The organism is Salmonella sp. 2018103 (assembly GCF_026247685.1).
GTDB lineage: Bacteria > Pseudomonadota > Gammaproteobacteria > Enterobacterales > Enterobacteriaceae > Salmonella > Salmonella enterica.
Genome location: NZ_CP111029.1, coordinates 2,872,650 through 2,884,684 on the forward strand (window position 1 = coordinate 2,872,650; position 12,035 = coordinate 2,884,684).

Consider the following 12,035-nt stretch of genomic DNA (forward strand, 5'->3'; position numbering starts at 1 on the left):
TATTCGGCCTGCACGTTCTGCAGGCCGAATGCGCGTCAACGCGTTAGCTGGCTACCGCCATGCCCACGGTCATATGCAGCCCATAGAATACGCCGCGGCCAATCAATTCCCCCGCCAGCATCAGAATGAAGGCGACAGAGAGCAACGGTACCGCAGGTTGATACCCTTTTAACTGTGGCACAATCCAGCAGCACAACGCCGCCGCAAGCAGCACCATACGCCAGGCCATCAGCGAACCATAATCCGGTACCAGAGCAGACGCCTGCTGAATGGAACTGTGAATCGTCGCCAGTTCCGCGCCCTGCATGGCCACCATAATGGCAATAACCACCAGCGCCAGCACCGACACCGCAGGCAACAGACGCATCGCCCAACCGTTCACGCCCGCGATGCGCAGCAGCAGATAACCCAGTAGCGGGCCCCCCATAAAGAGCGTCAGGAAGAAGCCCAGCGGCGTCCAGACGCTATACCAGGTCGGTACTGTATCGATGCTGTTATAGACGCGTACCATCATCCAGACGAAGACGACGCCCAGTACCATCGTGATAATCAGCCAGAGTGTGCGCAGTGCCGGCGGCAGCTTTTTCAGTACCGCCAGCAACCAGCCAATCCCGCCGACCGCAAAAAACACCGAGCCGCTGGCAATTTCATTGCTCAGTGCGGAAGCACCTACGCGGTTAAGCGAGTTAAACGCGCGCATCGGCGAGCCCAGATGCAGCATCGAGGCGATAAAGCCAATCCCCATCAGCACCCACAGACCAAACATACAGGCGATCACCCGCTGCTGCGTTTCCGCGCGCAGGTCGCCCTTCATCAGCGCCAGAGCCAGAACAATAAAACCACCGGCCACGCACTGACCAAAGACCGTGAAGATCATCAACGGCCATTCATGCCATCCACTTCCCATCTTATACCTCCTTCGGATTGGCCAGATAACCGGTGGTGTCCCCGGTCGGGCGGCTGTTGGCGTTGGGTTTAATCACAATATTCGGCTTCGTGAAATGCGCGCGCGGCAACGGCGCGACGGCAGCCAGCTCACCGTGTTTTTTACGCAGCTCGTCGATAGGACCAAAGTCCAGCGCCCGCAGCGGACAGGATTCGACGCAGATCGGTTTCTTGCCTTCCGCCACCCGGTCATAACAGCCGTCGCACTTGGTCATATGACCTTTGGCCGCGTTGTATTGCGGCGCGCCGTACGGGCAGGCCATGTGGCAGTAGCGGCAACCGATACAGACCTCTTCGTTCACCACCACAAAACCGTCATCGCGCTTGTGCATCGCGCCGCTCGGGCAGACTTTGGTACAGGCCGGGTCTTCACAGTGGTTGCATGAAATAGAGAGATAATAGGCAAAGACGTTCTGGTGCCAGACGCCGTTATCTTCCTGCCAGTCACCGCCTGCATACTCATAAATGCGGCGGAAGCTGACATCCGGGGTCAAATCTTTGTAGTCCTTGCAGGCCAGTTCGCAGGTTTTGCAACCGGTGCAACGGCTGGAATCAATAAAAAATCCATACTGGGTTGTCATCGGTTACTCCTTACGCCTTTTCAACCTGAACGAGGTTCGTATGTGACGGGTTCCCCTTCGCCAGCGGAGAAGGACGTTGGGTCGTCAGTACGTTAATACATCCGCCCTGATCCACGCGTTTTGCATCCGGGTCATACCATGCGCCTTCTCCCAGGGCGACCACGCCCGGCATCATGCGCGGCGTCACTTTAGCCTCGATATGTACTTCGCCGCGATCGTTGAAGATGCGGACTTTATCGCCATTGTTGATACCGCGTTTCTGCGCATCCATTGGGTTAATCCACATTTCCTGGCGACAGGCGGCTTTCAGTACGTCTACGTTGCCATAAGTGGAATGCACACGCGCTTTATAGTGGAAACCCGTCAATTGCAGCGGGAATTTATCCGTTAGCGGATCGTTATAGTTTTCAAAACCTGGCGTGTAGATCGGTAATGGATCGATCACGTCGCCTTCCGGCAGCTCCCAGGTGGCGGCGATATCCGCCAACGCCTGTGAATAGATTTCAATCTTGCCCGATGGCGTTGTAAGTGGATTCGCTTGCGGATCTTCGCGGAAGTCTTTATAGGCGACATGGTGGCCTTCGGGGTCACGCTGTTTGAAGATGCCTTGCTTACGGAACTCCTCAAAGGTGGGCAGATTCGGAATGGATTTACGCGACTGTTCGTACAGATGACGCATCCACTCTTCTTGCGTCCGTCCTTCGGTAAACTGTTGTTCCACGCCAAGACGTTTCGCCAGTTCGCTGGTCATCTCATAAATCGTCTTACACTCGAAGCGCGGTTTAATCGCCTGGTCAGTGAAGATAACGTAAGACATGTTTCCGCAGGAGGCATCCAGCGCAAAGTCCATCTGCTCAGAAGCAGTGCAATCAGGCAACAGAATATCGGCGTATTTTGCCGACGATGTCATATGACAGTCGATAACGACGATCATTTCGCATTTCTTGTCATCCTGCAGGATTTCGTGGGTGCGGTTAATCTCAGAGTGCTGGTTAATCAAACAGTTGCCAGCATAGTTCCAGATCATTTTGATCGGCACGTCCAGCTTATCTTTCCCCCGCACGCCATCACGCAGCGCCGTCATTTCCGGGCCGCGTTCAATGGCATCGGTCCACATAAACATGGAGATGCTGGTTTCAACCGGGTTTTCTAACGTGGGCATACGTTCAAATGGCAGGGCATAAGACCCTTCGCGCGCGCCGCTGTTACCGCCGTTAATCCCAACATTACCCGTCAGGATCGCCAGCATTGAGATGGCGCGCGTGGCGATTTCTCCATTAGCATGACGTTGTGGTCCCCACCCCTGGCAAATATAGGCGGGTTTAGCGCTGCCGATTTCTCGCGCCAGCTTAATAATGCGATCCGCCGGGATACCGGTAATTTGCGCCGCCCACTCCGGCGTCTTCGCGATACCGTCTTTACCCTGGCCCAGAATATAGGCTTTGTAGTGACCGTTTTTCGGCGCGCTGGCAGGCAAGGTTTTTTCGTCATAACCGACGCAATATTTGTCCAGGAACGGCTGATCGACCATGTTCTCGGTGATTAAGACATATGCCAGACCATTGACCAGCGCCGCATCGGTACCTGGACGAATCGGAATCCACTCATCTTCGCGACCGGCGCCGGTGTCGGTGTAACGAGGATCGATAATGATCATCCGCGCGTTTGATTTCTGCCGCGCCTGTTCAAGATAATACGTTACACCGCCCCCGCTCATGCGGGTTTCGCCAGGGTTATTACCAAACAACACCACCAGCTTACTGTTTTCAATGTCGGATGGACTATTGCCATCCGCCCAGCCGCCATAGGTGTAATTCAGACCCGCTGCGATTTGCGCGGAAGAGTAATCACCGTAGTGATTAAGATAACCGCCGCAGCAGTTCATCAGACGGGCGACCAGCGTTTTTCCTGGCGGCCATGAACGTGTCAAAGTGCCGCCCAGCGTACCCGTGCCATAGTTCAGATAAATGGACTCGTTGCCATACTCTTTGATAAGACGCTGCATATTGGTAGCAATGATATCGTAGGCTTCGTCCCAGCTAATACGCTCAAATTTACCTTCGCCGCGCGCGCCGACGCGCTTCATCGGATACTTGAGCCGATCCGGGTTATAGACGCGACGACGCATAGAACGACCGCGCAGGCAGGCGCGAACCTGGTGCAGGCCATCGTAATCATCGTTTCCGGTATTATCCGTTTCTACATATTTGATTTCGCCATCCACAACATGCATACGTAGCGGACAACGGCTGCCACAGTTTACCGTACAGGCGCTCCAGACGACTTTCTCGCCGGTTTTCGCCGGGCTTATCGCCTCTGCGGCGTTAGCGATGCGGGTAAATGGCAGGGTAAATGCGCTACTGGCCATCGCCAGGCCGCCTATCGCGGTGGTTTTGACTAAACCACGACGGCTCACCTCGGCTGCCAGCACGGCATCAGGGATCTTAGTTTTCATAAGGGCTCACTCTGCTGCTCACAATAAAAAAACAATAAAACGATGTATAGAATTTTATATAGCGATAACGTCGCTATAAAGTCTGATATATATCGAAAAAATAGAAAAATAGCGTTAAAAACTGACCTTCATTCGAAATCAGTATTACCCCTAATAGGGTAGGGATTATTGTCCGGTATCAAACTGGCATAAAAAAAGCGCCCGAAGGCGCTTTTTAGAAGAAGAGAAAGCGAGGATTAGCCGATATATTCCAGTCCGTTCATGTACGGACGTAATACTTCCGGCACTTCAATGCGACCATCAGCCTGCTGATAGTTTTCCATCACGGCCACCAGGGTACGACCTACCGCCAGACCAGAACCATTCAGGGTATGGACCAGACGGGTCTTTTTGTCGGACTTGCTGCGACAGCGTGCCTGCATACGACGCGCCTGGAAGTCCCAGACGTTAGAGCAGGAAGAGATCTCGCGGTAGGTATTCTGCGCCGGAACCCAGACTTCGAGGTCATAGGTTTTGCAGGCGCCGAAGCCCATATCACCAGTGCACAGAATAATTTTACGGTACGGCAGTCCCAGTAGCTGGAGCACTTTTTCCGCGTGACCGGTCATCTCTTCCAACGCAGCCATAGAATCTTCCGGGCGAACGATCTGCACCATTTCCACTTTGTCAAACTGATGCATACGAATCAGGCCACGGGTATCACGACCATAAGAACCTGCTTCAGAACGGAAACAAGGCGTATGCGCCGTCATTTTAATTGGCAGCTGATCTTCGTCGATGATTTCATCGCGTACCAGATTGGTCAGCGGAACCTCCGCCGTCGGGATCAAAGCATAGTTGCTGCTGTCTGCTTCTTCTTCCAGCGGACGGGTATGGAACAAATCGCCTGCGAATTTCGGCAGTTGACCGGTGCCATACAGCGTGTCGTGGTTAACCAGATACGGCACGTAGTTTTCGCTATAGCCGTGCTGTTCCGTATGCAGATCCAACATGAACTGCGACAATGCGCGATGCATACGCGCAATCTGTCCTTTCATCACTACAAAACGGGAGCCGGTCAGCTTAACCGCGGCGGCAAAGTCGAGGCCGGAGTGCATTTCCCCTAAGGTGACGTGATCGCGGATTTCAAAATCAAACTCACGCGGGGTACCCCAGCGGCTGACTTCAACGTTGTCGTTTTCATCTTTACCTACCGGCACTTCATCCGCAGGCAGGTTTGGGATGGTCAGCGCGATATTGCGGATCTCCGCCAGCAAGGTATCCAGCTCGGCTTTCGCCGCATCCAGCTCTTCGCCCAGTTTATTCACTTCCAGGCGTAAAGGCTCGATATCTTCCCCGCGCGCTTTCGCCTGGCCGATGGATTTCGATCGAGAATTACGCTCCGCCTGCAGGTTTTCCGTGTTGACCTGCAAAACTTTACGACGCTCTTCAAGAGCGCGCAGCTTATCTACATCCAGCTTAAAGCCCCGGCGTGCCAGTTTTTCAGCGACTGCGTCTGGCTCATTACGCAGCAGATTGGGATCGAGCATGCTTATCCTGTGCTTATCGAATAATAAAAGGAAACGCGATCAATTGATGATCGCCTCTGATTGTATTGATGAACGTAAACCACGTTTACGTAATAGCGACGTTTTCGCCTTACCTGACCGACGACAGCAACAACGCATCCATTGCGCTATACCTGCGGACCTCATAAGCAACGTGCTATCAGGCATAACGAGATTCATCATCAACGCCATGATACCTGGAGCATCATATTTAGAGATAACCTTACCGCAACGTTTACACTAGCGGTAGCGTTTTGTGGGGCTATTTTGATCCTGTTCAGCCAGCCAGGCGAGCTTTTCGCCAATCTTGCCTTCCAGACCACGATTTGTCGGATGATAATAGCGCGTTTGCGCGATTTCCGGCGGGAAGTACACTTCACCCGCAGCATAGGCATTGGGCTCATCGTGGGCATAGCGGTACTCCTGGCCATAACCCATCTCTTTCATCAGTTTGGTTGGCGCATTACGCAGATGGACAGGAACGTCATAATCAGGACGTTCGCGCGCGTCGGCCAGCGCAGCCTTAAAGGCGGTATAGACGGCGTTGCTCTTCGGCGCGCAGGCGAGATAAACGATAGCCTGCGCGATCGCCCTTTCGCCTTCAGCCGGACCAACGCGGGTGAAACAATCCCACGCGGCAATAGCGACCTGCATCGCGCGCGGATCGGCATTACCCACATCTTCCGAGGCAATCGCCAGGCAGCGACGCGCCACGTACAGCGGATCGCCTCCCGCGGTAATGATACGGGCATACCAATAGAGGGCGGCATCCGGCGCGCTGCCGCGCACTGATTTATGTAAGGCGGAAATAAGATCGTAGAAGCGATCGCCTTTGTTATCAAAACGCGCGCTGCGCTCGCCGGCGATCTCGGTCAACAAGGAGGGCAATAAAACGCGTTTGCCGCTATCATCCGCCTCCGCCATATCGGCCATCATTTCCAGCGTATTTAAGGCGCGCCGCGCGTCGCCATTGACCAGCTCAGCAATCGCTCGCCGTGTCTCATCCGGTAACACGATATCCTGATCGCCGTAACCACGCGTTTTGTCCTGCATCGCCTGGTCCAGTACTTGCTCAATATCGTCAGTGGTCAACGATTTCAGCAAATAGACCCGCGCTCGCGACAAGAGCGCCGAGTTCAGCTCAAAAGAGGGATTTTCCGTGGTCGCGCCGATAAAGGTGATAGTGCCATCTTCGATATGCGGTAAAAAGGCGTCCTGCTGGCTTTTGTTAAAGCGATGCACTTCATCGACAAACAGGATGGTACGGCGACCGGCATTACGATTCTGGCGGGCGCGCTCGATAGCTTCGCGAATCTCTTTTACCCCAGAAGTGACGGCGGAAATACGCTCGACATCGGCGCTGGCGTAGCGGGCGATCACTTCAGCGAGCGTGGTTTTCCCCGTCCCTGGCGGCCCCCATAAAATCATGGAGTGCAGATGCCCGGCCTCAATAGCGCGAGGCAACGGCTTACCTGCGGCCAGCAAATGCTGCTGGCCGATATACTGCGCTAAATTTTCCGGCCGCATTCGCGCGGCCAGCGGTTGAAACGTATTATCAGAAAAATCGAGCGACAGATTGCTCACTCATCGCCTCTACTTACGTTGGTCGTCTATCGTTACCCCTTGCGGCGGAGTAAACGTAAATTTTGACGGATCAATAGCGCCGTTTTGCTGGGATTTTAGCTGATAGGCGCTACGCTGATCGTCTTGTTCTACGGCGCTAAACTGGTGGATAGTCCCGTCGCGTCCCACATTGATGGTGAACTGTTTCAGATTGCCGTTGCTGGCTTTCGGCGTCAGCACAAAATTATCGCCATCCTGCTTAATATTATACTGCTGCCAGTCGCTGGCCTGGTTGCGGGCAATCAGCATAAACGGTGTATTTCCGGTGGCATCTTTCAACCACGTGGCGGTAGCCTGTTCTACAAACGGGTTATAGAACCATAACGTTTTGCCGTCAGAAACCAGAATACTCTCGTCAGGTTGCGTCATATGCCAGTTGAATAGATTTGGCCGCTTAACCCATAAATCACCCTGTCCCTCCTGCACCGCGGCACCGCTGCCATCGGTGACTTTTTGAGTAAAGGTGGCATGAAAGCTGCTCACTTTATCCAGACGGCTTTTCAGAGAGCTGGCGGCGTCAGCCCATACGCTGCTGGCTACAACGCTTGAAAGTAATGCACAGGCGATTGCCATTTTTTTCATCATTATTCCTCAGGTTTCGACACTCCCGACCAGGAGCTCCTTTTGCTTTCTATTCCAGGCCAAAAATCAGCATGAGGAAAGAAGAAAATACTGAATTTTGTTGCCGGATGGCAGCCTGCACAGCGCCATCCGGCTTACAGGTTTACTCAAAAGGCGGCGGAGCCAGCACTTCACGATTACCGTTATGCCCCTGAGCGCTGACAATACCCTGCGCTTCCATCTGTTCGATAATACGCGCCGCACGGTTATAGCCGATGCGGAACTGACGCTGAACGCCGGAAATGGACGCTTTACGCTTCTGGGTGACGAAATTAACGGCCTGATCGAATAGCGCATCTAATTCTTCGCCGCCGTCAAAACCGCCACCGCCACCTTCGCTTTCGCTGTCGGAGGTAATGCCATCCACATATTGCGGACGACCTCGAGCTTTCCAGTCCTGCACCACCGCATGGACTTCCTGGTCACGCACAAACGCCCCATGGACACGTACCGGCATAGTAGAGTTTGGTCCGGAGTAGAGCATGTCCCCCATTCCCAATAACGACTCAGCGCCACCCTGATCAAGAATGGTGCGGGAGTCGATCTTACTGGATACGGTAAAAGCGATACGGGTTGGAATGTTGGCTTTAATTAAACCAGTAATCACATCGACCGACGGACGCTGCGTCGCCAGTACCAGGTGAATCCCCGCGGCGCGCGCTTTCTGCGCCAGACGCGCGATCAGCTCTTCAACTTTTTTACCGACGGTCATCATCAGGTCGGCAAATTCATCAACCAGTACCACGATATACGGCAGTTTTTCCAGAACCGGATGCTGAACATCCATACTGTCACCCGGCTTCCAGTACGGGTCCGGAATCGGACGCCCCATGCGGGCCGCTTCGGCGATTTTCTCGTTATACCCAGCCAGATTACGCACGCCGAGCGCGGACATCAGCTTATAGCGACGCTCCATCTCATTGACGCTCCAGCGTAACGCGTTAGCCGCGTCTTTCATGTCGGTAACAACTTCTGTCAGCAGATGCGGTATACCCTCATAGACCGAGAGTTCTAACATTTTCGGGTCGATCATGATAAAGCGAACGTCTTCCGGCTGCGCTTTATACAGCATACTGAGGATCATGGCGTTAACTCCGACCGACTTACCGGAACCGGTCGTACCGGCCACCAGCAGGTGAGGCATTTTCGCCAGATCCGCCACTACCGGATCGCCCGCGATATCCTTACCTAACACCACGGTAAGCGGCGACGGATTCTCGCGGAATTTGGCGTTATCCAACACTTCGCGCAGATAAACGGTTTGCCGTTTCTTGTTCGGCAATTCCAACCCTACGTAAGGTTTGCCTGGAATGACCTCCACAACGCGTACGGCTACCGTTGACAATGAGCGCGCCAGATCCCGGGAAAGGTTGGAGATACGCGCCGCTTTAACGCCCGGGGCCAGATTCAGTTCAAAGCGAGTAATGACCGGGCCTGGCGAATAGTTCACCACATCAGCTTTAATGCGGAAATCCGCCAGACGCGCTTCAACCAGACGCGCCATTTGCTCCAGCGCAAAGGTATCTACCGGTTCAACTTCGCTCGGCGGCGGCGTCAGAAGATCTAACGAAGGCAGCGGCGTCGTCGGACGCTGTAATGGACGACTGTCGCCGTTACGCATCAACAGCGGGTGAATCAGGCTGTCTTGCGGCGCTGTCGGCTGTTGCGGCTGCTGATACTGCGGCTGCGGCGCTACCGGCTGTTGCGGCTGCTGATACTGCGGCTGCGGCGCTACCGGCTGCTGCGGCTGCTGATACTGTGGCTGCGGCGCTACCGGCTGTTGCGGCTGCTGATACTGTGGCTGCGGCGCTACCGGCTGCTGCGGCTGCTGATACTGTGGCTGCGGCGCTACCGGCTGTTGCGGCTGCTGATACTGCGGCTGCGGCGCTACCGGCTGTTGCGGCTGTTGATACTGCGGCTGCGGTGCTACCGGCTGCTGAACAGGCGTTGATTCGGGCATGACACTCGGCGTGAACAGCGGTTCGTGCGGACCTTCATCAACCAATACTTTCATTGGCGAGAAATCCAGATCGTCCAGTGAGAACGGCTGCGCGCCAGCGGGTTGCTCGCCGGAATATCGCTGCTGTTGCGAAGCGGCAAACTGGCGGGCTAATTCAGCTTCCGCAGCGGTATCGTCATCTTCTGCCTGTTGAGTATCATGCTGATACGTCTCACCATAACGATGCTGCTGCGACTGCGCAAACTGACGGGCTAACTCGTCCTGATGCATTGCATCTATTTCTTCATCGGTTAGCTGCGCGCCCGTCTCGTACTGATTGCGCTCCGCCTCGCGGGCTTTTTCTTCTGCAATCCTCTGTGACGGCAGCTTAATACCGTACGACGCCAGTTCCCGTCGGGTCGGCACGCGAACGCGGTTCGGACGCGGCAGTTGCGGACCAATCCCCTCTTTCACCTGCGGACGCGGCGCGCCGCCGGTAGCCAGACCAAATGCAGGCGCAGCGGCCGCGGCGCCTGCTGCCAGAGCGCCACTCTTAATACCTGCGTCAAGCGACGCGGCGGCGGCTACCGCTTCCACTGGCGGTATGGATGGCGCGACAGATACCGTAGGTTTGACCGGCACGTTCTCTTTTACCGGCTCCGGAATCGGTTGATACCATGCCGCCAGTTGTTCGCGCTCACGGGCGCGTTTCTCTTCCACCTCTTCAAAATAGTAAAGCGGAGGACGGGCGGGTCTGGTCTCTTCTATGACAGGTTCAGGCTCGGTGGCAACCGGCTGTTCGATAACCGGCGGCGGCATGTGGGAAGGTTCAGCCGCTATCGGCTCCGGCTGATAAACCGGCGTCGGCTGATGGGTCGGCTCCGGCTGCCAGTGTTGTTCGGCATCCGGCGCCTGCCATTGCGGCTGTGTTTCCTGCGGCGCAAGAGAGTCATACTCTGCTGCGGTCGCTGGCGTCGCGGCGTATTGCGGCGCGGAAGCGACAGGCACAGGTTGCTGCCACGGCGCACTTTGCGCCTCCTGCGGTTGAGCATATTGCGGATGCGGCTGATACCCCTCCGGCGCAGGCGCGATAACCGGCTCGCCGGTTTGCGGCCCCGGTACGGGCTGCCACTCCACGGTCGGTTGCGCGACAACCGGCTCAGCCCCCGGCATGGGCGGCGTTTGCATTATGGGATCGGCGGACGCTGCCCACGTCTGGGTGACGGCGGTTGCTGCCGCAGCGGCGGCAACCGGTTCGGTGACAGAATGGCCGTTTAACAGCGGATCATATTCATCATATTCCGGCTGCGTCGCACGGTTGCCCGAAAACAGAACGTCGTCGGGATCGGCAGCGACGCCGCGTGCGCTATACTGAATGTCCTCGTCATCATCCATCCGTTTGCCGGAAAAGAGCGCGGCATCGGTCTGACGGCCCCGTGGATTGCTGAATTTTTCAGCCAGTCGCTTACGACGCGCCAACGCGCCGCGCAAAATACGCGCCCGGCGAGATTCACGCTGCACACCGTCGGTTTCTTCATCGTATTCGTCATCATACTCTTCGTCGTCAACCCACGTATCATCACGCCGGGTACGGTTGCTGGCGAAGGTCAGTATATTAAGCAACCAGCCGCCTAATTTTTCGGCGATACTAACCCAGGACCAACCGGTAAAGAGCGTCAGCCCGGCAGCCCAAATACAGAGAAGCATTATCGTTCCGCCGCTACTATGCAACAACGGCTGCAGCGTGGTGCTTAACAGGCTGCCAATTACGCCGCCAGAGGCGAAATACCAGATATCGTCGGCATTAATGGCCGCCAGACCGCAGGAAGTGAGAATCAGCGCCAGCACGCCGATAAGGCGTAGCGACACAGCAAAATAGTCGATGTAATCATCCGTAGACTGATGACGCCACGCAAACCAACACCCGCCGACAATAATGACAGGGATAGTGTAGGCCATTACGCCAAAAATAAAGAACAGTGTATCGGCCAGCCACGCGCCCGGCGCGCCGCCTAAATTATGGATGGGTTCATGCCAGGCGGTTTGCGACCAACTGGGGTCCGAAGGGTTAAAGCTCAACAAGGCCGCCATCAGCCAGACGGCAAAAAGGGCAATAAGTATCAACAACGCTTCCAGAAGTCGGCGCCCGCTGCTTAACTTCGTCAATGTGACGTCTTTGTCTTCAGTATATTCCTGGCTCAAAAAAGGCTCTCCAGGTTCCAGGCTTTTCCCGCCCGATGCTAAAACGGACAACAGCACCGGGTTGCCCCGGCACTGTTGCTGTATGGATTAACAGGAGTGTAATCAAACTACGGCGATTTTGC

At 55.3% G+C, this 12,035-nt stretch carries 7 protein-coding genes; all 7 read right to left on the minus strand.

Annotation, left to right across the window (positions count from 1 at the left end; all coding sequences use genetic code 11):
- Positions 1 to 43: 43 nt before the first annotated feature.
- Positions 44 to 907, minus strand: coding sequence for a dimethyl sulfoxide reductase anchor subunit family protein (locus tag OLG56_RS14015; protein WP_000534681.1), 864 nt, complete (start codon positions 905 to 907; stop codon positions 44 to 46).
- Between the two features lies 1 nt (position 908).
- Positions 909 to 1,526 (minus strand): dimethylsulfoxide reductase iron-sulfur subunit DmsB, encoded by a 618-nt coding sequence (gene dmsB, locus OLG56_RS14020; RefSeq protein WP_000213069.1) that lies wholly within the window; start codon positions 1,524 to 1,526, stop codon positions 909 to 911.
- 10 nt (positions 1,527 to 1,536) lie between these two features.
- Entirely contained in the window at positions 1,537 to 3,981 is a 2,445-nt protein-coding gene (gene dmsA / locus OLG56_RS14025) for a dimethylsulfoxide reductase subunit A (RefSeq protein WP_000850250.1), read from the minus strand.
- A 236-nt stretch (positions 3,982 to 4,217) separates the two neighbouring features.
- Positions 4,218 to 5,510, minus strand: coding sequence for a serine--tRNA ligase (gene serS / locus OLG56_RS14030; protein WP_000886699.1), 1,293 nt, complete (start codon positions 5,508 to 5,510; stop codon positions 4,218 to 4,220).
- Positions 5,511 to 5,768: 258 nt separating this feature from the next.
- Positions 5,769 to 7,112, minus strand: a complete 1,344-nt coding sequence (rarA, locus tag OLG56_RS14035; protein ID WP_000067786.1) for a replication-associated recombination protein RarA — start codon at positions 7,110 to 7,112, stop codon at positions 5,769 to 5,771.
- 9 nt (positions 7,113 to 7,121) lie between these two features.
- Complete coding sequence (gene lolA / locus OLG56_RS14040; RefSeq protein WP_001643618.1) at positions 7,122 to 7,733, minus strand: outer membrane lipoprotein periplasmic chaperone LolA; 612 nt, start codon at positions 7,731 to 7,733, stop codon at positions 7,122 to 7,124.
- A gap of 142 nt (positions 7,734 to 7,875) precedes the next feature.
- Entirely contained in the window at positions 7,876 to 11,913 is a 4,038-nt protein-coding gene (gene ftsK / locus OLG56_RS14045) for a DNA translocase FtsK (protein WP_061377489.1), read from the minus strand.
- Positions 11,914 to 12,035 lie beyond the last annotated feature (122 nt).

Coding starts and splice junctions, on each gene's coding strand:
- OLG56_RS14015 (WP_000534681.1), bottom strand. CDS start 907: ATGGGAAGTGGATGGCATGAATGGCCGTTGATGATCTTCACGGTCTTT.
- dmsB (WP_000213069.1), bottom strand. CDS start 1,526: ATGACAACCCAGTATGGATTTTTTATTGATTCCAGCCGTTGCACCGGT.
- dmsA (WP_000850250.1), bottom strand. CDS start 3,981: ATGAAAACTAAGATCCCTGATGCCGTGCTGGCAGCCGAGGTGAGCCGT.
- serS (WP_000886699.1), bottom strand. CDS start 5,510: ATGCTCGATCCCAATCTGCTGCGTAATGAGCCAGACGCAGTCGCTGAA.
- lolA (WP_001643618.1), bottom strand. CDS start 7,733: ATGAAAAAAATGGCAATCGCCTGTGCATTACTTTCAAGCGTTGTAGCC.